Origin of the sequence: Geminocystis sp. CENA526 (assembly GCF_050753365.1) — a bacterium.
Lineage (GTDB): Bacteria > Cyanobacteriota > Cyanobacteriia > Cyanobacteriales > Cyanobacteriaceae > Geminocystis.
Genome location: NZ_JBLZFY010000023.1, coordinates 13099 through 35012 on the forward strand (window position 1 = coordinate 13099; position 21914 = coordinate 35012).

Here is a 21914-nt window from a genome sequence, read left to right on the forward strand (position 1 = left end):
TCTTGCCCGTATTTTTTGGAGAAGTCTAGGGTTCGATCAATTTTTAAGCAGATTGCTGATTTGCCTCGCAATGACGAGATAGAGTTCGAGCGAATCTATCGTGTATAATAAATATTTTTTAAGTCCTTTAGAAAAGCTATAAATTATGGCTGATTTATCTCCAGAAAATAAATTATTAGTTAATCATCTTCAAGATAAATTGTTAGAAATTTTGAACGAAGCTAAAAAAGTTGAGTTTTTGTTATTACAGCGTTTTGGTGAAAATTCAGAGACTTTAATCAGTTTAGAACAATTAACCGAAATTAGCGAACAAGCTAGAGAAGGCTTTTTTCAAATTAATAATTTACAAATACATATTGCAGAAGCACAACCAGTTATTTCTGCATCTTTGCTACAATTTATTCATCAAGTAATCGATAAAATTGAAAAGAGGATTCCAGCTTTACAACAAAGTATTAAAGAAATTAAATTAGATTGGAGTTTATCATGAATCAAGAACCAAAAATCCCAAATCCTGAAAAAATTGCCGAAACTCTCAAAAAAGCTCGTCGTGCTTGTCAAGAAATGGAATTAGCAAGGTTAGAACTAGACGAGGCGATCGCACTCTTAGAGCAAGAAAATCGTAATCAACGTAAACAATATTTAAACAAAGTTTTAAACTAATTACAGGAGGGGAGGGGTTGATCGATTTTAAGGAGATTGCTTCGTGCCTCGCAATGACGGGATAGGATTCGATCGAACAATAAAATGAATAAAGTAGATTATCTGAGAATAAGTTTAATTGATAAATGTAATTTTAGGTGTCAATATTGTATGCCTAATGATGCTGAATTAAGCTATATTTTATCTCAAGAATTACTCACAAAATTTGAGTTATTAACTTTGTTAAAAGAAGTATTTATTCCCTTAGGTTTTACTAAATTTCGCCTCACGGGAGGTGAACCTTTATTAAGGCAAGATATAACGGAAATTGTTGAAGAAATTGCTAATTTACCCGAAACAAAAGACTTATCTTTAACCACTAATGCTTATCTTTTATCAGAGAAAGCAGAATCATTATTTTTAGCAGGTTTAAAACGCATTAATATTAGTTTAGATTCTCTCAATCCCGATACTTTCGATCGAATTATTGGTAATACTAATAAAAGTCGTTGGCAAAAAACATGGCAGGGAATACTCAAGGCTTATGAAGTAGGCTTTAATCCCTTAAAATTAAATGTAGTCATTATTCCAGACATTAATGAGCATGAAATTTTAGATTTAGCAGAGTTAACTATTAACAAAAATTGGCACGTCAGATTTATTGAATTTATGCCCATTGGCAATAATCAATTATTCAGTGAAAAAGCGTGGATTCCTTCGTCGGAAATTCGGGAAAAAATTAAAAATAAATGGGGTTTAGAAGAAGCTAATATTACAGGAAATGGACCCGCTGATATATTTAAAATTCCTCATAGTAAAGGTACTTTAGGATTTATTTCTCAGATGTCTGAATGTTTTTGCGATCGATGTAATAGAATGCGTTTATCTGCGGATGGTTGGTTGCGCCCTTGCTTATTAAATGAAACAGGACAAATTAACTTAAAACAAGCCCTAAGAGACGGTATTAACACCTCAGAAATTAGAGAAAAAGTAGCTCAATTATTATTAATAAAACCTGATATTAATTTTAAACAAAGAGACGCAGGTACAGATATGTACGATCGAACCATGTCGCAAATTGGCGGATAATACTGAGAGTTTACCTCATAGTATTGTGATGAAGAGAGGTAATAGGTAATAGGGAAACTTCAAAAATCAAGGTTTTAAGGCTTTTTAATAGATTTTACGAGATTTTACCTAAATTTTGATTTAATTATGTTAGAATCAAGCGCAGTTATTTTTTTATTCAATAAAGATAATATAGAATTAAACTGCTATATTGTTTTTTCGATCGAAACTTGTTAAAAACTGTGTCATCAACTACTATCAAACGGCAAACTGAAAATCAAAAACCGAGTAACCCTAACTTTTTTTTAGGAGTCGCTAAAACCGCAGGAGGTACTTTTCTAGGGTTAACCCTCTTAACCACATCCGCCATTGCTGGAGGAATGGTCGGTTTAGCCATTAGTTTTCGTAACTTGCCTGATGTCAGAGTTTTAAACAATTATGTCCCCTCCCAAACTAGCTATATTTATGACATAAAAGGAGTTCTTCTGACTACGTTTCATGGAGAAGAACATCGCACTACTGTTCCCTTAAATCAAATATCTCCTCACCTAAAAAGGGCAGTAATGGCCATCGAAGATAGTAATTTTTACTACCATAAAGGAGTAAACCCCAATAGTGTAGCTAGAGCGGCAGTGGTTAACCTGCGAAGTGGAGGAGTAGAAGAAGGTGCTTCCACTTTAACCATGCAGTTAGTGAAAAATGTGTTTTTGTCTCATCAACGCAAATTCTCCCGTAAATTAGCAGAAGCCGTGTTAGCGTTACGAGTAGAGCAGGTGTTCGAGAAAGACGAAATCCTCGAAATGTATCTCAATCACATCTATTGGGGACATAATAATTATGGTGCAGAAACCGCCGCCCAAAGTTATTTTAACAAGTCGGCAAAAGACTTAACTCTCCCTGAAGGGGCATTAATGGCAGGGCTAATTCAAGCCCCCGAAGTCTATAGCCCTTTTGCTAATTATAATTTAGCTAAACAAAGACAGGCTACTGTACTCAACCGTATGGCAGACTTAGGTTGGATTACCCAAGAAGAAGCTGACGAAGCCAAAAAAGCACCCTTATTAATAGGTAAACCAAGGGCATGGCAAACCAGTAGATTACCCTACGTTACCGATGCCGTCAGACAAGAAATTATTGAAAAATTTGGACAAGATACCATTACCAAAGGTGGCGTAAACATTCAAACGACTATTGACTATAAAATGCAGACTCGTGCCGAAGAAATAGTCAGAAATGCTCACCGCAACCTACGCAATTCAGGCGTTAAAGCCGATCAAGTTGCCCTAGTGTCGATCGATCCTCGAACCCATTTTGTCAAGGCTGTAGTAGGGGGTATCGACTATGAGAAAAGCCAATTTAACCGGGTTTTGCAATCGAGAAGACAGCCGGGTTCAGCTTTTAAACCCTTTGTATTTTATACCGCTTTTGCCACAGGAAAATATACCCCTTTTACCAGTGTACCCAACTATACCAGAGGTTTTCGAGACGGTAGCGGATATTATCGCCCTCAAAACTATGGCGGTAGTCACGGAGGAGGAGATGTCAGTATAAACCACGCTTTAGCCATTTCCCTGAATATTCCTGCCGTTGTCTTAGGGCAAAGAGTCGGATTAGACAGGGTGATCGAAGTGTGTCGTACTTTAGGTATTGAAAGCCCTTTACAACCCGTTGTTTCTCTTCCTTTGGGTCCGATCGGTGTAACACCAATGGAGATGGCGAAGGCTTACGCCACCTTTGCTAATAATGGTTGGCAATCAGAGACAACTATGATCATGCAAGTTGCCGATAGTAAAGGTAATATCATGTTAGATAATACCCCTAAACCGAAGTTAGTACTCAATGAATGGGCAACCGCTTCTTTAAATAGTAGTTTGCAAAACGTTATACAAAACGGTACTGCCACCAGTGCGAATATTGGGCGCCCCGCCGCAGGTAAAACAGGTACAACATCAGGAGAAAGAGATGTGTGGTTTGTGGGTTATGTGCCACAGCTATCTACTGCCGTCTGGATTGGTAATGATGACTTTAGCCGTAGTTTAGGGAGAGGGGTAACAGGAGGGGGCTATGCCGCACCTATCTGGCGACAGTTTATGACAATGGCATTGCAAAACGAACCCGTCAGATATTTTCCCTCAGCTTCTCAGTTTACCCAACCTAAACCCTAAGTATCCTAATAAACTATCAAAAATTAATGATTGGCTATTATTCTTGATTTTTTATATTGAAATTATAGTTATGCCGAATATGTTATTCTTGAGTAACGAAGATGTTATTCTTGAGTAAAAGAAAATTCGGTTATATGAATCTTGGCATTAAACTTAAACAACGTTACGAAATTATCCAAGAGATAGGAGAAGGCTCTTTTGGACATACCTATTTAGCCAAAGATACTGATTTACCTACTTCTCCCCTATGTGTTGTTAAAGAATTAAAAGCAAACTATGAATCAGAAACCTTGACGATCGCAACCAGACTATTTGAAACCGAAGCTCTTACTTTACACAAACTAGGGAAAAATTCTCAAATCCCCGAATTATTTGCCCATTTTAATATCAATAATCAATTTTTTTTAGTACAAGAATTTATTGAAGGGCATGATTTAAGAAAAGAGATAATTTCAGGGCAAAAATGGTTAGAATTAGAAGTAATTAATCTATTGAAAGAAATCTTAGAAATATTAGTTATTGTACATGAAAATAATATTATTCATCGAGACTTAAAACCAGCTAATTTAATGAGGAGAAAAAGCGATAATAAAATAGTTATCATTGATTTTGGTGCAGTAAAACAAATCATTCAAGAACAAATCCCCTCAAATTCAACCCTTTCCACAGTAATTATTGGCACACAAGGCTTTATGCCAGACGAACAAGCCAACGGTAAACCAGTGTTTGCCAGTGATATTTATGCAGTGGGAATGATTGCCCTCAAGATGTTAACAGGTTTAGACGATTTTAATTTACCAAAACAACCTAATATTGAGCAATTAAATAAAGATTTTGGACTAAATTTAACTCTAAATTTTCAACATTTGTTAAGTAAAATGGTGGCAGAATATCATCTCGATCGCTTTCAAAATGCCCAAGAAACCCTTAACGCACTTTTACAACTTAATAACCCCCCAAAAAAATCAAATTTTACTTTAACCAAAACCATTAAAACTTCTCCGAAAAATAAAGTTAATCAAGAATATATCCACCCCACAAAAATAATTACTACCAATGAATCAGATATTAAAAATCAGGTTGTCGCTCCAAAAAAAACAACTTATGATAAACCTAAAAAAATAGATAAAAATAATTTTAATTATCAACAATTAATAATCATAATCTTAATAATTTCTAGTTTAATTGGTAGCTTTTTTCTAATAAATAAATTAAATATTTTTTCCTCCACAAATGTAGATGAAAGCACTCAAGAAAATAACTCTCCATCAGAAAATCAGTCACTCCTACCCACTATTTCTCCTAAATATCAAAACTTAGAAACGGAATTAAAAATAGGTAATTGGCAAGAAGCAAATTTAGAAACTAGCAAGATCATGTTAAGTTTAGTCGGTAGAAAAAATGAGGCTAATTTTACCACTACTTCGATCGATAATTTACCCTGTGAAGATTTAAAAACTATTAACGAACTTTGGCTTAAATATTCACAACAAAAATTCGGTTTTACCACTCAAAAAGAAATTTATTTATCCACTGGTAATAATATTGGTGAATACAAAGCTGAAAATTATCGTCAATTTATTGCACAAATAGGATGGAATAATTCTGATTTAGGTTTCACTGAAGATGTGCCGAAAGGACATTTACCAGCCCCTCTAATTAATGGCTATGATGATGTTTGGCATGATGATGTGGGCTTACTTTTTAACCGTCTTCAGGCTTGTGATTTATAGGTATTCTTTCAAAAAGAAAAAGGTTTTCTTGTTCAGCCTATCGGCGTTATGTAAAATCTTCCTCTTCTCAGGCAGATTCTTTATTAAGTCGTTTTTTAAATGACTATGGTAGTGATTCGGAAAGAGAGGATTTTCTTTATGGTAACTTGGAAAATATCCCTGATGTGGAAATTTTTGATATTTAGCAAAAAAAATGGACATCTATCAACGCTTAAATACCGATCTCACTTACATTAGTAAAATATGTCAGCAATGGCAAATTATCGAATTAGCTTTATTTGGCTCAGTTTTGAGGGATGACTTTAATCAAAATAGTGATATTGATTTATTAGTCACTTTTGCCCAAGATGCGAAAATAACTTTTTTTGATCTGGATACCATTGAGCATCAATTCAGTTTATTATTTAACCGTGCCGTTGATGTGGTGACAAAAAGATCGATCGAAAATAGCCATAACTGGATCAGAAAAAATAACATTTTACACAATTCTCAAATAATCTATGAACAGAAATCAGGAAGCAATTTTAGATTTAATAAAAGCCTGTAATTTGATTGTTAAATTCTGTGCTAATTTAGATCAAAAATCTTTTTTAAATGACGAAAAAACTCAATCATCGGTACTATATCAAATAGTCATTATCGGTGAAGCAGTTAACCGATTAACTCCTGATTTTATCGCTAAATATCCTCAAATTCCCTTTAATGCTATTCGTGGAATGCGTAATCGTGTGGTTCATGAATATAAAGAAGTTGATCTTCAAATTTTATGGGAGGTGACTCAATCTAATATCCCTGAATTATTAGCTCGAATTGAATCTATTGATCAAACAGCATAGAGATTTTGGTTGTTACAAAAAGAAATTCAAAAGTTTCAAAAAGTGCTGATTTTTGATGGTGTCGGAACTAAGGGTTCAAAAATGTGTAATCCCTACGGATAAGTTATACAATTAAAATATGTCCATAGGTTTGATCTGATAAGCAATGAATTTCAATAATTTTATCTCTCCTTTCGTGATTGGTGTGGCAACTTTGACAGTAATTCAACCACAAATGGTTTTTGCTCAAAATCGTCAAGATATTAACATCATTGCGAAATCCATTACCGTTAGAATTGATGGTAGAGAATACGGCACGGGAGTTATTGTTAATCGTCAAGGTAATACTTACACTGTGTTAACTAATTGGCACGTTGTGGGCAATGAAGGTAAACAAAGGGTTACGACTTTTGATAATCAATCCCATGAGATAAATCCCAGTAGCATCCAACGAGTGGGTAATTTTGATTTGGCTATTTTTGAGTTTACGGCGAATAAGAATTATGGTATTGCAGAAATAGTTGATGAACCTTTAACGGAAAGTGCCACGATATATATAACAGGTTATCCGAAACCACGCCCTCCCATTGATGGTAGAATTTATCAGTTTACGGAAGGTTATATCTCTGGCATTAATCCCCAAGAAAAACAGGGTTATACTCTTGTTTATACTAATCAAACTCGCCCCGGCATGAGTGGTGCACCTATTTTAAATAGTCAAGGTAAGTTAGTGGGAATACATGGTTTAAGTGAAGGTGCGGAAGTGGAAGATTCGGAAACTGGCACAACTCGCATCACTCCTTTAACGGATGGTTATAAGTTGGGAATACCCATTAACAATTATTTGGGTTGGGCAGGAAATAATCAGGTTGCCACGAATAGTAATATTAGTAATTTTAATCAGCAAGTTGATCAAGATGAAGTTACAAAGAATCTTGAAATTGATAAATATATAATTGAAGGTTTGATTTATTCTGAGCTAAAAAACCATGAAAAAGCTATCTCTGAATATGATCAAGCTATCAAACTTGACCCTAACAATACTTTAACTTATATTGCTAGAGGCGTTAGTTATGGTGAATTAGGAGAATATGATAAGGCAATCTCTGATTACACGAAGGTGATCAGTCTCGATCCTAATTATGCTGTAGCTTATAACAATAGAGGTTTTACTTATAATAGTTTGGGAGAATATGATAAGGCGATCGCTGATTATACAAAGACGATTAGTCTCGATCCTAATTATGCTGTAGCTTATAACAATAGAGGAGGTAGTTATAATGAACTAGGAGAATACCAGAAGGCGATCGCTGATTTCACCAAAGCGATTAATCTTGATCCTAATTACGCTACAGCTTATAACAACAGAGGTAGTACTTATAATAGTTTAGGAGAATATCAAAAAGCGATCCCTGACCTTACCAAAGCTATTAATCTTGATCCTAATAATGCTCCTGCTTATTATCATAGAGGTTTTAGTTATAACAATTTAGGAGAATATCAGAAAGCAATCGCTGATTTTACCAACGCGATCAGTCTTGATAGTAGTTATGCCGAAGCTTATGTAATGAGAGGTCTAAGTTATATTTCTGTAAGTCAATATGAAAAGGCTCTCTCTGATTTAACGAATGCTAAAAGTTTATTTATTCAACAAGGAAACACAGAAGCAGTGAAAATAATAGAAGACATATTACAATAACCACTATAGTAAATATAGTTTTGTTGTTGCGAAGTTAGATTGTTTATTTTCAGATAAATTTACACCAAGTAGAGTAAAAGAAACAACAATAAATATTAGGTGATACAATATAAGTAGAAAAACTCATGAACGGGAGAATATCGCCATGAAAAAGAAATTAATTACCGCTCTTGTCAGTGGAATTAGCATTACATTAGGAACTTTAACTCTTAATATGCCTAGCAGTAATGCTCGTCCAAGTTCCCATAGATTTAATTGTGTTAATATTCAAGGCATACCAGCCACTGTGGCGAGAAGGGGAACGGAACAAGTTACAATGATTCGTTGGTCAAAAAATGATGGTTATTTTGGGGATGGATGGACTCCTCAAAAACGCTGTCAACACGTCTCCGCTAAGTTTCAAGAATATGCACAACAGGGCAATTTGCGTTATATCACCCATGGGGTAAAAAATGATTATCCCATTATTTGCGTAGCGAAAACAAAAGGAGGTAATTGTGTTGGGCAGTTATTCACCCTCAGAAAAAGTGATAATCCTCGACAAAAAGTAAGCAGATTATTAGATCGCAACAGTATTTCGAGTAATCCTTTGGCTGAAAGTGATGCGTCCTATATTATCAATGTTAACGATAAAGTATATATAGACCTTAATATTTATCTTGGTACGGAGGAGGATGTTACTGCTGAAAGTGGCGAAAATACCAACAATTCTGTAAATGAAGAATCTACCTCCCCAACGGTGAATAATTCAGACACAAATCAACCCGAAAATGTTTGGTTTTTTGAATAAATAATAGGTGATACATCATAATCTGCCAAGAAATAAATTTCATGGCTTATAGCTAAAGTCTGCTAAAGCGACTAATAATCGGGCTTTTTTCGGCAAAAATTAACATATCTTTCGCAAAAAAGGAGTTTTACCAATCGCTTTAGCCGATTTCTGCTATTAGCTTTGTCAATTTATTGCAAAGCGGTTTATGAGTCGAAACCATTATCTCACAATGAAATTCATTTCATTGCTAAAGTACGATCGTTAAATAAATTTAGATATTGAAATCGTTAAATTAATATAGTTTATCGTCATTTTCAATCTAGTAAAAATAATTATTGGAAAAGTTTAATAGATTTTTTCATTTATCTGAAAATTGTTTTAAATAAAGGGAATTTAATCTGTTATCAAGAAAAAAAACTGATTTTGTTGGGTTTCGTGTTCTCAACCCAACCTACTATATGTAATGATATGAATGAGCTAGGGAAATTTTTTAATTTCAAACTGTTTTTTATCTTTATTTTCACTTTATTCTCTTTACAAATATCCCATCAAAGTTTAAGTATTATTAATTCCACGATCGAACAACAACAAATTATTAAGGATATTGTGGCAGATTTATTTCCCATTGCTAAAGCTATCACGGTGAAAGTTAATTTAGATGAGGGATTTGCTTCGGGGGTTTTAGTGGCTAGACAAGGCAAAAATTTTTTTATTGTGACTAATGCCCATGTGATTCGTGGGGGTAAATCACCCTATCAAGTTGAAACTTTTGATGGTAAGACTTATGAGGCTGAAGTGGAGGAGATGGAAAAATTAAAAGATAAGGATATGACTATTCTCAAATTCCATTCTCCTACTATGGAGTATCTGACGGCTGAAAAGGGTAAATTACCGAAAAAAGATGATTTTGTTTTGGCAGTGGGTTTTACTCAGAGACAACCACAAAACAATGAGAATGAGGAAGATTTAGAGCCTATTAAACCCAAGTTTGAAGTATTAACAGGAAAAGTTACCTTAGTTTTAGATAAACCTCTGAAACAAGGGTATCAGATAGGTTATAGCAATCCTGTGGTTGATGGTATGAGTGGAGGGGCGATTCTCAATAAAAATGGAGAGTTGGTGGGTATTAATGCCATGAGGGCTTATGCTATTTTAGGTGATCCTTATGTTTATGAGGATGATACTATCCCTAGGGATTCTTTACGGGAGTTAATGATTAAATCGAGTTGGGGAATACCGATTTTTCCTAGTGTTTTAGAATAGAATAAGAGTTACTTCTCGATCGAGTTACCTATTATGACAATCCCCGACATAAAAACGATCATTCGCCAAGAGTTACCCCAAATTATTGCCCAAGATGCTTCTATTCGGGATTTTATCCTGCGCACCGTTTCAGAATATTATTCCCCTAAACAGGAAACTGAGAGTAAATTCGATCGAATCTTAGCAGAATTACAACTCGATCGAGAAGAACAAGCCCGTAAGTGGGATGAAAATAATCGTAAGTGGGATGAAAATAATCGTCGTCTCGATAACTTCATCCATGAACAAAATCTGAAATGGGAGGAAAATACCCAACGTTTAGATAGAATGCAAAATCAAATCGATGAAACCTTACAGGAAATCAAAAAACTTAATCGCCAATATGATAGCTCCATCGGAGCTTTGGGTTCAAGATGGGGTTTATATTCTGAAGGCAGTTTTCGTAATGCCCTTAAAGGTATTTTGGAAGAATCTTTTGGGGTAGAAGTATTAAATATTAACACTTTTGATCAAGAAGGGGATGTTTTTGGCAGACCAGATCAAGTCGAAATTGATGTTATTATCAGAAATGGTACAGTAATTGTTTGTGAAATTAAGTCTTCGATCAGTAAAGCAGAAATGTATGTATTCGATCGAAAAGTTACATTCTATGAAAAACATTATCAACGTCAAGTTAATCGCAAAATAGTCATTTCCCCTATGGTGGATAAATGGGCATTGCCAGTCGCTAGAAATTTGGGTATTGAAGTTTATAGTTATGCTGAAGATGTTATTGTTGAATGAAAGAAGTTATCGAATTTACAACATTATTCCAAATGTAGAGTTAAGCTAAAACCCATTTAACTTGCATTTTTTATTAATTCTTACAAATACCTATTAGACATCTTCAAAAATACAGGCAAGATGCCTGTTCTACGTTGATAAAATCATAATTTCTGGAAAAGTCTATTACCTATTACCTATTACCTATTACCTAATTAGCACAAGCTGTACATTCTTCCTTAAAGGAATCTCTTTGCACAATGCGCACATAATAAACGGCTTTACAACCTTTAGCCCATGCCATGACTAAAGTATCATAAATGTCTTTTGCTTTTAAGGCTCTTTCTTCATCATCAGCAAAATAAACACCTTGATTAAGGTTAAAAAGCAATTCCATAGAAATACCTGTGTCAATCCATTGCTGAATCACTGCGATCGAATTTACTACGGTATCTTGATGAAGATTTTTGTTTTCTTGATAAAACCAATTTTTATCGTTGATATATGGAGGAGCTATGGGTACAGTACCTTTTGCCCATTTGTCATAGAAAAAGCGACTATAGACGGGTAAAACACTAGCTGTACAACCTTGCACTAAGGAGGAGGAGGTATTGGGTGCAATGGCAGTAATGTGAGAATTACGAATGCCAAATTGTTGAATATCTTGGGATAGTTGTAGCCAACGGGGTTTAGAGTATGCGTTTTCTTCAAACCACTCTACGGGTTTACTACCGATTAATAAGCCTTTACTCCAGTCGCTACCCTCAAAAGCAGGATAAGCGCCTCTTTCTTTGGAAATTTCCATAGAGGCACGGGTACAATAATAACCAATATCCTCGAATAGATTACTAATTTCTGTCAGGTTGTTATATCTTAACTCCCGTTTCGCTAACCAATCCGCTAACCCCATGGCACCGACTCCAATGGTACGATAACGGTTATTATGTTCCTTCGCATCCGCAAAAGGTGGTAAAGTAATCTCGATCGTATTGTCTAAAATTCTCACTGCCAAGTTGCAAGTAGATTCCATGTCTTCCTGTTCTAAATTGGCAAGGTTAAGGGAGACTAAATTACAGCAGTGGGCATATTTATCAGGAGTAACATTAGAGAAAGATTCTGTACATAAGTTTACTCCGGGGATATAACCATCATGTTTATTGGGATTAGCTTTGTTAATGGCATCCTTGAAGGCAAGATAAGGCATTCCTGTTTCTACCTGCGCCCTCATAATATGTTTAAATAACTCTCTAGCATTGACTTTTTTATAGAGTTTGATTTTGGTGTCGAGGTTTGCCTCAATAGTGGCGTAGGCTTTCTCAAACTCCTCTCCCCATAAAGGCGGTAAATCAATACCTAAATTCATCTTAACTTCAAAGGGATCAACTAAAGTCCAGTCTTGCTTACTTTCTACCCGACGCATAAATTCATCGGTAATCACCAGTTGCGGAAATACGTCATAAGCCTTACGTCTTTGATCCCCGTTTTCTGTCTGCATTTCCAGAAATTCGGGTACGTCTAAATGCCATATATCTAAACCTACAGTTACAGCACCTGCTCGTCTTCCCCCCTGATTCACAGCTATAGCGGTGTCATTGAGGAGTTTAATCCAAGGTATAACCCCCCCCGATGCGTTTTTTTTACCCATGACAGAGCTTCCTGTAGCCCTGATTCTGGACACATTTACCCCTACTCCTCCACCGTTTTTAGAAATTCTTGCAGTGTTGGTAATTTCTTGGAAAATACTTTCTAAGTTATCGTCAATACTAACGATAAAACAGCTAGTTAATGAACCATTAGGCACTCTCAAGTTTGCTAAAATCGGAGTAGCAAGGGAGATACGGCGAGATGCGATCGATTCATAAAACTTACGAGCATAAATCAATCTGTCTTCTTTTTTTTCTACCATAGCTAACAAAAGGCTACAGGTAAGGAAGGCTTCTTGAGGCAATTCTTGGGGCAGGAGATAGCGATTGCTCAATAACACAGCACCAGCATAGTCATAATCTAAATCCCAGTCGGGATTAATCCAACTATTGGCTATTTCCAATTCTTCAGGGGTATAGGTTAAAATGCGTCGATCGTACTTGCCCTGTTCTACAAAAGTGGCAACTGTTTGAGCATAATTACCATAATTATAACCTCTGGAAGCAAGGCAATCTTTCCATAAACTCCAGATGTGCAATCTTCCAGCCACATAGCGCCAATCTGGTTGATCAAGATCACACATTTCTAAGGCACAATTAATCAGATTATCCTGAATATCCCTCGTGGTGATGCCATGTCGCAAACGAGTTTTCAAACCAGATTCAAGGGCAATCGTATTAACATCCTTGCCATTACAAGCCCAATCAACTACTTTTCTGATTTTCCGAACATCGAGAGGGGCAGATTTGCCATTTCTTTTAATCACCTCAATACTTTTGCTTACAGTATCGACACTGTGATTTTGGTTACTATGACTGACGGTATAGGAGTGACTAGAGATCGTACTTTGTTGCGTATCTAATAACATTACTGATGCCTCGCTTACTTTAAGTATTTCTACTCAAAAAAAATTTACTGCTGTTAGTTCTCCTCCTTTATACCACATATCTGGGGTCATCTGTTACCCCCATACACTATATATAGAAATTAGTCAATAAAATTTTTGATGAAAAAATAGAATATAGAGAATGCAGAATTAAGAATTGAGAATTAAAAATTAATAATCTGAGGTGAATGATTGTAAACTACGCACTCTTTTTCTTGATGACTAGATAATAGCAAAATTCTTGTTAACAAAATATTAAAATTATAAGTAGCCGTTGGTGAAATACTAGGTGAGGAAAGGGAGATGTCACGAATTTAAGTTATTTTGTGAAACTCTTATATAGAACAAAAAGAAAGTAATGTACAATAAACCAATAACTGTAGAGAAAAAAAATTAATATGTCACCAATGTTATTAGTTTCCCGTGAAATACCTAACCTATCCTACCATCCCAGTATCGATCGATTTGACTTGACATGGGAAAAGCCATTATCCACATTATTAGGCATGGGGAGAGCGGCAGGAGCAGATTTTGTGGAGTTTTTTCTCGAAAAAGCCAACTATATCAGTTGTTTAGCGGAAGATGATACTATCACCAGTATAACCCCCCGACTCTCTACAGGGGCTGGAGTGCGAGTGTTTCGTGGTAAACAAGATTGTTATGTCAGCACTAACAATTTAACCTTTAACGGCTTAAAACAGGCATTGGAGAAAGCCTTATCTATTTTAGGCTTAAACTTACCCCAAGGCAGTGCATTTATTCCCGAAATTAACCTTGAAATGTTTAGAGACTATGCCACCGCTAAAAATAAGGATAGTTGGTTAAGCAACTGTAGCAATATGCAGGAAATGGGAGATATTCTACTCACTGCTAACGGTAAACTCAATAAAATTGCTAATCATGTGCAATCTCGCCGTGCGACTTATTTCCGTGACTGGCAAGAGGTTTTAGTTGCCTCCAGTGATGGTACTTTTGCTAGAGATATTCGTTTAACTCAGTCCGTAGGTTATAATCTTTTATGTGCTGATGGTGAACACAGAAGTTCGATCGGAAAGCGAGACGGTGACACCAGTAATCCCGATTTTCTGCGAACATGGAATTATGATAACGTAGCGGAGGAAGTAGCAGAATCCGCAGGAAAAATGTTATACGCTGACTATGTGGAATCTGGACAATATCCCGTCATTATGGCAAATCAATTCGGAGGGGTAATTTTCCATGAAGCCTGTGGGCATTTACTCGAAACCACTCAAATCGAAAGAAAAAGCACTCCTTTCATTGACAAAAAAGGCGAAAAAATTGCCCATGAAAACCTCACCGCATGGGATGAAGGATTAACAGATAAAGCCTTCGGTAGTATTGACATGGATGATGAAGGAATGCCTCCTCAACGCACTCTTTTAATCGAAAATGGTATTTTAAAGAACTTTATCGCCGATCGAGCAGGAGCAATACGCACAGGACACCCCCGTACTGGTAGCGGTAGAAGACAAAGCTATAGTTTCGCAGCCGCTTCTCGTATGCGCAACACATACATAGATTGTGGTCAATATACCCTCGATGAAGTATTCAATTCTATCGATAAAGGGATTTACTGCAAAAAAATGGGCGGTGGAAGCGTTGGACCTACAGGAGAGTTTAACTTTGGCGTTGATGAAGCCTATCTTGTAGAAAACGGTAAAATCACGAAACCCTTAAAAGGTGCAACTCTCATCGGTACAGCAAAAGAAATTATGACGAAAATTTCTATGTCGTCTCAAGACTTAGGATTAGCCGCAGGTTTTTGTGGGTCTGTTAGTGGTAGTGTTTATGTTACCGTTGGGCAACCCCATATTAAAGTTGATTCTATCACTGTAGGTGGAAGATAGATCAAATATTCTGTAGGTTGGGTTAAACAAAGTGCAACCCAACACCCTTTATAAATTTTTAGACAAAACTAATGAAGATAAAACGTCAATATATTATTCTTCTGACTCTTTTAATTTTAACCGCTTCGATCGTACCTAATTTTTGGCAGTTAGGAATGACAGCAATGGTAGGATTTTTTCTTGCCTATCTCACTAAAGGAAGTCGTAAAAAAAGTAATTAGGTAATAGGTAAACTAATGTTTCGCCAACAGACTCATAGATTTGAGGGCGGTTTGTAGGGGTTGAATACTATTCAACCCTTATAGCACTTGTGTTAATAATTTTCAGGATTTTCTCCCAACTCTCGTAAACGCTCGGCTAGACGTTGGGCTTTTTCTCGCTCTTTTTCTAGTTCAAGTTGGGTTTCTTGGGCTTGAATTTGAGCTTGTTGAGCTTGAATTTGGGCTTGTTGAGCTTGAATTTGGGCTTGTTGAGCTTGAAGTTGAGCAAATTCTTCAGGTAAAAGAGCTAGAGTTCCATCGTTGTGATAAAATCTCAACCAATGGGCTTGTTCTTTCAGTAAACTTCCTTCCCATGTACCTAACCATAAGTTGGTAGTTTCACACCAAAGCCAACCTTTTTCATTGGGTAATATTTCCTGATAAACAAAGTTACTATCTAAACGCCATCCTTGCAAAGAATTTCGATCGAACGGATCATAGATATAGTATTCTCTTGTTTTGAATACCTTTTGATATAGTTCTTTTTTGTCTTCTCGATCGATTTTTGCCGTACTAGGAGACATCAACTCAATAATAACATCTGGATAGCGACCATTTTCTTCCCATACTACCCACGCTTTACGAGAATTATCTCTGTGAGTATCTAATACTAAGAAAAAATCAGGTCCACGAAAATCTTTATTTTTGACTTGGGCAGTAGTATAGTAAATAAACATATTACCACCGACAAAAAAATCATCTCGATCGACAAAATCCTGTTCAATGGAGTTAATCAGTAAATTCATAGCGATACGGTGACGATTACTTTCCATAGGCTCTCCATCATCATAAATTAATTCAGTGGGGGGTAATTGTATTTCTGGAGTTGTTTCTTTCGATTCAGGGGCGATTACAGTTGTCATAATTTTTGCAGATTGCTTTTAATCGAATTTAGTACTATTCTAGCTTTTGAAACATAAAATCAAAAATCTCAATTAAATTTTGTCTTCATCATCATCTCTTTTTCCATTTTTATAGGACTTACACACTTCTAACGATATTCTGTCATTCCGAGAGTAGCGAAGGAATCTCAATCCTTTGATTTTTAGTACAAGTGCGTAATTTCTATTTCAATCAAAAAAAATTAACTTTTATACCTAATATGCCTTATAAATAAGTTAAACTTTTTACACATCGAACTATTGAGGGGATAACCTTGTCTATATTTTTATCTCGAACTCACGGCGACAACAACTTTAATCGCAAATCATCTTCTGGCAGAAAAAAAAGACAAACCACTCCGAGAAAACCGTCGGGAGTAGGTGCTAGTTCTTTGAATGGTAGAGTAATCAAAACCAGTAATGTCATAACTCCGAATCCATCAATTACCCCCGAAAATTCTACCTCTGGAAATCTTGTTAACACCATCATTAATAATATTTTCCGATTAGCTATTGTGGGAGTAGGTATGGGAACTATTTTTGGTAGTGTTTTAGCCAATATTGACTTAACTCAACCTTTATTTCCCGAAGTGAATTTACCTTTTGTTGACGATTTATTGATGAAAGTTAGCCAAAATCCCGAATCTTCGATCGAGGAAACACTACAAGCTAATACTTCAGTAACAGAAAAAGAATCATCCCCTACCATCAGAAATAGTGAATCTTTAGCATTTAGTAGGGAGTTAGGAGATTTAAAAAATAAATTTGCCCAATTACAAGCTAAATATCCTCATTTAGAAGCAGGGGCGTTTTTTGTGGATTTAGATAATGGCGCTTTTGTTAATTTTAATGGTATCACTACTTTTTCCGCCGCTAGTACGATTAAAATTCCTATCTTAGTCGCCTTTTTTCAGGATGTGGATGCAGGAAAAATATATTTAGATGAGCAATTAGCTACCAGTCCTAGTAATATAGGTGGAGGAGCAGGTGCTATGCAATATCAACCCGTTGGCACTAAATATAGTGCGATTTATACTGCTTCGGAAATGATCATTAATAGTGATAATACTGCTACTAATATGATTATTGAACGTATCGGCGGTAAAGATGAGTTAAATAGACGTTTTAAAGAGTGGGGCTTAGATGTCACCGTCATTAATAATCCTTTACCTGATTTAGAAGGTACAAATACCACTACCCCTAGGGATTTAGCCATGGTGTTGGCTAAAGTCAATCAGGGTGATTTAATTTCGGTTCGATCGCGCGATCGAATGTTAGATATAATGAGACAGACTCGTACTAGAACATTATTACCTCAAGGAATCGAAAAAGATGCCACCATTGCCCATAAAACAGGGGATATAGGGAAAGTGTTGGGAGATGCAGGAATTGTGGACATCCCCACAGGAAAACGTTATATTGGGGGGGTATTAGTCAAACGTCCTCATAATGACTATTCAGCACGAACATTAATACAAGAGATTTCTCGTACTGCTTATCAACATTTTAAATGGTATCTACCACGCCCTCCAGTAAAAACTGCTAATACTTCTAATTAAGGGGTGATGAAAATACACATTTTTTGTTACTGTAGGGGTTGAGCATTGTCCAACCCTATCAATCATTAATTTTAATCGTCTTCTAATCACCTAGGATTTACGCACCTTTAACGATATTCGATATTCCGTCATTCCGAGAGTAGCGAAGGAATCTCAACCCTTTGATTTTTGGTACAAGTGCTTAAACTTCTATTACCAATAAAAAGTCATTAGGAGGTGACGAAGCAATCTTTATTTAACAGATGCAAACTAGCTTTAGTGTAATTATGAAATATTTTTTCTTAACCGAAGGTTGGACTCATAATCGAATATGGGAAAGGGGGGGCATTTGGAATGAAACAGTGTGGCGAAGAAAACCTCATATCCAGTCTTTACCTTTAGGTATGATCGAGAATAATCAAGTTCTCTGGTTAAATGAAGTAGAAGACAATATTATTATGGTGGAAGTTATGCCTATTAGTGAAACACTCAGACAATCTTCCAATATTGGTCAAGTAGTGTTAAAAAGATTAATAGATTCAGATCAAGTTATCGAAACTTTACTCAAAGCACAACAAATTTTCAAATCTCATTAGTTTTTTCTCACTCCCTAATTAATTCTGATAAACCTTCCACTAATCTATTAATACCAATTTCGGCGGTTTCATAGTTTAATGATCCATAGGCTACTCTAAGACAACATTTATCTTCTATGCCAAAAGTAGTCCCCGGTATCACCGCCACCTGATAATTCTCAATAAGTTTTTTTGTTAAATCAAAAGAATTGATTTTTGTGTCAATTTTTAGAAAAAAATAAAATGCACCATCAGAATTACTTACTTGACAAATATCTTTAATATTGCTGAGAGAATCTAACATTTTTTCTCTCACTTTACTGATTTCTAATAAATATTTTTTACAATAATTAATCCCTATTTTTAAAGCACCTAATCCAGCATATTGAGAAATAACAGGCGGACAAATTAAGATGGTATCTTGAACTTTTTTTACTGCCATTTCTAGGTGTTTTGGAATTACCATATAACCAATTCTCCAACTAGCAAAACCATAGGCTTTTGATAAGCTAAATAAAGAAATTGTATGATTATCACTATGGGGAAAACTGGCAGGAGAATAGTGTTTTACATTATTATAAGTAAAATATTCATAAGCCTCATCACTAATATGATAAATACCTTTTTCTCGACAAATATTATTAATAGTTAATAAATCTTCCCTAGAATAAATCACCCCTGTAGGATTATTAGGAGAGATAGTAACAATCGCTTTCGTTTTTGCTGTTATTGCTTTTAAAATATTATTAATATTCGGTTGATATTCGTGATCAGTTTCGACAATTATCGGAGTACAATTTGCTAATCTAATAGCCATTTCATGATTAAAATAGTAAGGGGATAAAATTATAATTTCATCTTCGGGATCACTTAAGGCTAAAATACTATTCATAAAAGCCATATTAGAACCCGCCGTCACAAAAATTGAGGTTCGATCGTCCTGTACTAAAATATTATTATCTATTGCTAATTTATGCTTAATTTCTGTTAATAAAGCTGGTATTCCCAGCACAGATTGATATAAATTATTGTGGGGATTTTTATGAAAATTATTAATGTGATTAAATACTTCTTCTGGTGGAGAATAAAACACTACTCCTTGCCCTAATGAGATAGTATTAGGATTGTTTTTGATTAATTCATTAACTATGGGAATAACGGGTAATTGAATGGAATTTGTACGCATATTTTAATCTTTTTTACAGGATTATTTCAACAATTTTTGGTCAAAAACTAGGCACAAAAAATACAAATATTATACTATATTATAATAACTCCAAAACTATTACCTATTACTTCTCTTCATCAAAAAACTTTTTTATAATCTCCTAAATACGATCGATCTAAATTAATATTATATCCATCTAAATTAATATTAGAGCCATTGAGTTTCAAAACTATCAGTACCATTTCCATAAATTAAATCTCCGTATTTTTTCCATAAATTATATTCATCTTCCTTCATTTTAAGATTATTAAATAATTCTAAATTTTCCTTTAATTCTTCGAGTGTTTTCGGGGATGTTAAGGTTAAATTGATAGCTGAATTTTGTAAAACAAAACGGTAACAATCTACCGCTTTTGGAATGTTAAATTGCCAATTATTATGTCCTTTTAAAAGTGAACTCCAGCGAGTAGCTGTAAAACTTATGACGGGAATTTGGTTGCTTATTGCGGTGGGAAATACTTGTTTTTCTGCCTGTCGATGCGCCATATTATATCGGTGCATTAGTACATCAATTTTACCACTATTTAGAAATTTGACGGCTAAATCTCGATCGTGACTGCTAATACCGACATAACGAATTAATCCTTGTTTTTTCCATTGGTGTAAATGATATAATAACTTTTCTATCTCGACAATATTATCTTGATGATAAATATATTGTAGAAAAAAAATATCAATAATTTCTATGTTTAATAATTGACAAAAATTTCTTCTATAACTTTCTAAATCTTGAATATTTCTATGCTCACTTCCCGTTGCAATGATGATTTCTTGACGATAATTTGCAGCTAATTTAGCACATTCATTAAGTAGATGAGTAGAATTAGAATCATAAAAAAAGAAGTAATTAATTCCCCCTTGATAAGCCTGAAAAATACATTGCAAATCCATTTTTGGGTTAGCACCCAAGCCAAGAATACTAGTCTTTTTTCCAGATAAAGTAGTAATTTGATTCATTTTAAATTACAACCTTGATGAGTATAGTAAATTTAGATAACTCCTAGTTTATAAATAACAAAACCCCCCGTAGAAACTAGGAGGGTTATGCTATATGAGATGATATAAGATTCAAAAATTTATCTCAGAAAAACCGAGTTACTAAAGGTGGACACAATACTAACTTTTAGTCTGGGCTTTGAGGATTCACAAATCACATCTTGAATTTTAACTCAACTAACGTAACCTGAACCAGTAGCACATCGCCACAACGAACTATATAAACGCCTCTTCTTTTGACTTTTTTACTTCACCACAACTATAACAGTCGAGCTAAATAATCTCAGAAGTCACAGTTTTCAAGTTAGCAACCATTAGAGCAGAGGGTACAAACTCTAATGCACTTTTGGGAAAGAGATTTAACTTCTTTCTTTAGTACCTACTCTCTAATATAAAGTATCCCCTTAAAGTTCGCCACTAAAATCTTGATTTTGTAACTTTTCTTGATATTACTTAATAATTCATAACTAAATTTACGGACTTGTACCAAAAATTAAGAGATTGAGATTCCTTCGCTACTCTCGGAATGACAGAATATCCTTAGAGGTGTAAACGTCCTATTAAATCAAATTATCGATCGAGATGGAAGACAATCACCTGATAATCTTGTTTTAGCTTACTTCTACGGAGGTATTATTTTTATTGAACAAATTGAGTTGAATCGTTCTAGTTATTATATGGGATAAAAAGCCCATCGGACCTGCAAATAAGCATAAAATTAAAGAGTGAATTGTCCAAACTTTCTCTGTTTGCCCTTCCCAATAAATATATCTACCTAAGAATAAATCTAAGACTAAAAAATGTACCCATCCTGCAAAAGTTATGGTAGGATCACTAAATACTTTGGCTAAATCTGCTAGTTGTGGATTGGATAAGGTTTCGATCGAATTTGGATTTAAGCCTGTTATAAAGAGGTAAATATAGAGAAAAATCAAAGGTAAAAAGAGTAGGTAAGATTTCATTATTTTTTGAGTAATTTCCCAATTTGGTAAAAAAATCATCAATAACCAAAAAGGCAATACAAAAAAATTAGCGAGATTAAATAATAAGTTTAAGTCCATAATATTGAGGTTTCACCCTAGTTTAAATAAGACTATGATACAATGAAAAGGAATTTTT

The 21914-nt window shown here is 34.9% G+C and carries 20 protein-coding genes; 15 read left to right on the forward strand and 5 right to left on the reverse strand.

The window, feature by feature from the left end; genetic code table 11:
• Nucleotides 1-145 precede the first annotated feature (145 nt).
• From ACN4EE_RS08780 to ACN4EE_RS08830, 11 genes are all read left to right on the forward strand, one after another.
• The gene (locus ACN4EE_RS08780) at nt 146-490 is read left to right on the forward strand and encodes a hypothetical protein (protein ID WP_431706050.1); all 345 of its coding nucleotides are present in this window, start codon (nt 146-148) and stop codon (nt 488-490) included.
• On the forward strand, nt 487-663 hold the full coding sequence (locus ACN4EE_RS08785) for a hypothetical protein (RefSeq protein ID WP_431706051.1): 177 nt from the start codon (nt 487-489) through the stop codon (nt 661-663). The genes ACN4EE_RS08780 and ACN4EE_RS08785 overlap by 4 nt, the downstream gene beginning before the upstream one ends.
• A gap of 84 nt (nt 664-747) precedes the next feature.
• On the forward strand, nt 748-1731 hold the full coding sequence (gene moaA / locus ACN4EE_RS08790; RefSeq protein WP_431706052.1) for a GTP 3',8-cyclase MoaA: 984 nt from the start codon (nt 748-750) through the stop codon (nt 1729-1731).
• Nucleotides 1732-1952: 221 nt separating this feature from the next.
• Nucleotides 1953-3875, forward strand: a complete 1923-nt coding sequence (locus ACN4EE_RS08795) for a transglycosylase domain-containing protein (RefSeq protein ID WP_431706054.1) — start codon at nt 1953-1955, stop codon at nt 3873-3875.
• Nucleotides 3876-4009: 134 nt separating this feature from the next.
• Nucleotides 4010-5608: a protein kinase domain-containing protein gene (locus ACN4EE_RS08800; RefSeq protein ID WP_431706055.1), complete on the forward strand. Its 1599-nt coding sequence runs from the start codon at nt 4010-4012 to the stop codon at nt 5606-5608.
• A gap of 193 nt (nt 5609-5801) precedes the next feature.
• Entirely contained in the window at nt 5802-6155 is a 354-nt protein-coding gene (locus ACN4EE_RS08805; protein WP_431706056.1) for a nucleotidyltransferase family protein, read from the forward strand.
• Nucleotides 6109-6444 carry a HepT-like ribonuclease domain-containing protein gene (locus tag ACN4EE_RS08810; RefSeq protein WP_431706057.1) on the forward strand — a complete coding sequence of 112 codons (336 nt, stop codon included), beginning with the start codon at nt 6109-6111 and terminating at the stop codon, nt 6442-6444. Before ACN4EE_RS08805 ends, ACN4EE_RS08810 begins: the two co-directional genes overlap by 47 nt.
• A gap of 145 nt (nt 6445-6589) precedes the next feature.
• Nucleotides 6590-8122, forward strand: coding sequence for a tetratricopeptide repeat protein (locus ACN4EE_RS08815; RefSeq protein ID WP_431706058.1), 1533 nt, complete (start codon nt 6590-6592; stop codon nt 8120-8122).
• A 145-nt stretch (nt 8123-8267) separates the two neighbouring features.
• Nucleotides 8268-8912, forward strand: coding sequence for a COP23 domain-containing protein (locus ACN4EE_RS08820; RefSeq protein ID WP_431706059.1), 645 nt, complete (start codon nt 8268-8270; stop codon nt 8910-8912).
• A 450-nt stretch (nt 8913-9362) separates the two neighbouring features.
• The gene (locus ACN4EE_RS08825) at nt 9363-10157 is read left to right on the forward strand and encodes a S1 family peptidase (RefSeq protein WP_431706060.1); all 795 of its coding nucleotides are present in this window, start codon (nt 9363-9365) and stop codon (nt 10155-10157) included.
• A 33-nt stretch (nt 10158-10190) separates the two neighbouring features.
• Nucleotides 10191-10940: a PD-(D/E)XK nuclease family protein gene (locus ACN4EE_RS08830; RefSeq protein WP_431706061.1), complete on the forward strand. Its 750-nt coding sequence runs from the start codon at nt 10191-10193 to the stop codon at nt 10938-10940.
• Between the two features lie 190 nt (nt 10941-11130).
• On the opposite strand, the gene ACN4EE_RS08835 is transcribed toward ACN4EE_RS08830, so the two are convergent.
• Nucleotides 11131-13431: a ribonucleoside-diphosphate reductase subunit alpha gene (locus tag ACN4EE_RS08835; protein ID WP_431706062.1), complete on the reverse strand. Its 2301-nt coding sequence runs from the start codon at nt 13429-13431 to the stop codon at nt 11131-11133.
• A 416-nt stretch (nt 13432-13847) separates the two neighbouring features.
• Between ACN4EE_RS08835 and ACN4EE_RS08840 the strand changes: the two genes are divergently transcribed.
• Together ACN4EE_RS08840 and ACN4EE_RS08845 are read left to right on the forward strand one after the other, a co-directional pair.
• Nucleotides 13848-15317, forward strand: a complete 1470-nt coding sequence (locus tag ACN4EE_RS08840) for a TldD/PmbA family protein (RefSeq protein WP_431706063.1) — start codon at nt 13848-13850, stop codon at nt 15315-15317.
• Nucleotides 15318-15388: 71 nt separating this feature from the next.
• Nucleotides 15389-15538: a hypothetical protein gene (locus tag ACN4EE_RS08845; RefSeq protein ID WP_431706064.1), complete on the forward strand. Its 150-nt coding sequence runs from the start codon at nt 15389-15391 to the stop codon at nt 15536-15538.
• Nucleotides 15539-15630: 92 nt separating this feature from the next.
• On the opposite strand, the gene ACN4EE_RS08850 is transcribed toward ACN4EE_RS08845, so the two are convergent.
• Nucleotides 15631-16440: a Uma2 family endonuclease gene (locus ACN4EE_RS08850; protein WP_431706065.1), complete on the reverse strand. Its 810-nt coding sequence runs from the start codon at nt 16438-16440 to the stop codon at nt 15631-15633.
• Between the two features lie 293 nt (nt 16441-16733).
• Here ACN4EE_RS08850 and ACN4EE_RS08855 point away from each other — a divergent pair, with 293 nt between their 5' ends.
• Together ACN4EE_RS08855 and ACN4EE_RS08860 are read left to right on the forward strand one after the other, a co-directional pair.
• On the forward strand, nt 16734-18017 hold the full coding sequence (locus ACN4EE_RS08855; protein WP_431706066.1) for a serine hydrolase: 1284 nt from the start codon (nt 16734-16736) through the stop codon (nt 18015-18017).
• A 266-nt stretch (nt 18018-18283) separates the two neighbouring features.
• On the forward strand, nt 18284-18592 hold the full coding sequence (locus tag ACN4EE_RS08860; RefSeq protein WP_431706067.1) for a hypothetical protein: 309 nt from the start codon (nt 18284-18286) through the stop codon (nt 18590-18592).
• Between the two features lie 7 nt (nt 18593-18599).
• On the opposite strand, the gene ACN4EE_RS08865 is transcribed toward ACN4EE_RS08860, so the two are convergent.
• From ACN4EE_RS08865 to ACN4EE_RS08875, 3 genes are all read right to left on the reverse strand, one after another.
• Nucleotides 18600-19757, reverse strand: a complete 1158-nt coding sequence (locus ACN4EE_RS08865) for a pyridoxal phosphate-dependent aminotransferase (protein WP_431706068.1) — start codon at nt 19755-19757, stop codon at nt 18600-18602.
• Nucleotides 19758-19946: 189 nt separating this feature from the next.
• A complete protein-coding gene (locus ACN4EE_RS08870) occupies nt 19947-20756 on the reverse strand; it encodes an aldo/keto reductase (RefSeq protein WP_431706069.1) in 810 nt (269 codons plus the stop codon).
• Nucleotides 20757-21406: 650 nt separating this feature from the next.
• The gene (locus ACN4EE_RS08875; protein ID WP_431706070.1) at nt 21407-21856 is read right to left on the reverse strand and encodes an ABA4-like family protein; all 450 of its coding nucleotides are present in this window, start codon (nt 21854-21856) and stop codon (nt 21407-21409) included.
• Nucleotides 21857-21914 lie beyond the last annotated feature (58 nt).

What these genes read in the sequence shown, in the direction of transcription:
- ACN4EE_RS08780 (WP_431706050.1), top strand. Translation starts at nt 146, where the DNA reads ATGGCTGATTTATCTCCAGAAAATAAATTATTAGTTAATCATCTTCAA.
- ACN4EE_RS08785 (WP_431706051.1), top strand. Translation starts at nt 487, where the DNA reads ATGAATCAAGAACCAAAAATCCCAAATCCTGAAAAAATTGCCGAAACT.
- moaA (WP_431706052.1), top strand. Translation starts at nt 748, where the DNA reads ATGAATAAAGTAGATTATCTGAGAATAAGTTTAATTGATAAATGTAAT.
- ACN4EE_RS08800 (WP_431706055.1), top strand. Translation starts at nt 4,010, where the DNA reads ATGAATCTTGGCATTAAACTTAAACAACGTTACGAAATTATCCAAGAG.
- ACN4EE_RS08805 (WP_431706056.1), top strand. Translation starts at nt 5,802, where the DNA reads ATGGACATCTATCAACGCTTAAATACCGATCTCACTTACATTAGTAAA.
- ACN4EE_RS08810 (WP_431706057.1), top strand. Translation starts at nt 6,109, where the DNA reads ATGAACAGAAATCAGGAAGCAATTTTAGATTTAATAAAAGCCTGTAAT.
- ACN4EE_RS08815 (WP_431706058.1), top strand. Translation starts at nt 6,590, where the DNA reads ATGAATTTCAATAATTTTATCTCTCCTTTCGTGATTGGTGTGGCAACT.
- ACN4EE_RS08820 (WP_431706059.1), top strand. Translation starts at nt 8,268, where the DNA reads ATGAAAAAGAAATTAATTACCGCTCTTGTCAGTGGAATTAGCATTACA.
- ACN4EE_RS08825 (WP_431706060.1), top strand. Translation starts at nt 9,363, where the DNA reads ATGAATGAGCTAGGGAAATTTTTTAATTTCAAACTGTTTTTTATCTTT.
- ACN4EE_RS08830 (WP_431706061.1), top strand. Translation starts at nt 10,191, where the DNA reads ATGACAATCCCCGACATAAAAACGATCATTCGCCAAGAGTTACCCCAA.
- ACN4EE_RS08835 (WP_431706062.1), bottom strand. Translation starts at nt 13,431, where the DNA reads ATGTTATTAGATACGCAACAAAGTACGATCTCTAGTCACTCCTATACC.
- ACN4EE_RS08840 (WP_431706063.1), top strand. Translation starts at nt 13,848, where the DNA reads ATGTCACCAATGTTATTAGTTTCCCGTGAAATACCTAACCTATCCTAC.
- ACN4EE_RS08845 (WP_431706064.1), top strand. Translation starts at nt 15,389, where the DNA reads ATGAAGATAAAACGTCAATATATTATTCTTCTGACTCTTTTAATTTTA.
- ACN4EE_RS08850 (WP_431706065.1), bottom strand. Translation starts at nt 16,440, where the DNA reads ATGACAACTGTAATCGCCCCTGAATCGAAAGAAACAACTCCAGAAATA.
- ACN4EE_RS08860 (WP_431706067.1), top strand. Translation starts at nt 18,284, where the DNA reads ATGAAATATTTTTTCTTAACCGAAGGTTGGACTCATAATCGAATATGG.
- ACN4EE_RS08865 (WP_431706068.1), bottom strand. Translation starts at nt 19,757, where the DNA reads ATGCGTACAAATTCCATTCAATTACCCGTTATTCCCATAGTTAATGAA.
- ACN4EE_RS08870 (WP_431706069.1), bottom strand. Translation starts at nt 20,756, where the DNA reads ATGAATCAAATTACTACTTTATCTGGAAAAAAGACTAGTATTCTTGGC.
- ACN4EE_RS08875 (WP_431706070.1), bottom strand. Translation starts at nt 21,856, where the DNA reads ATGGACTTAAACTTATTATTTAATCTCGCTAATTTTTTTGTATTGCCT.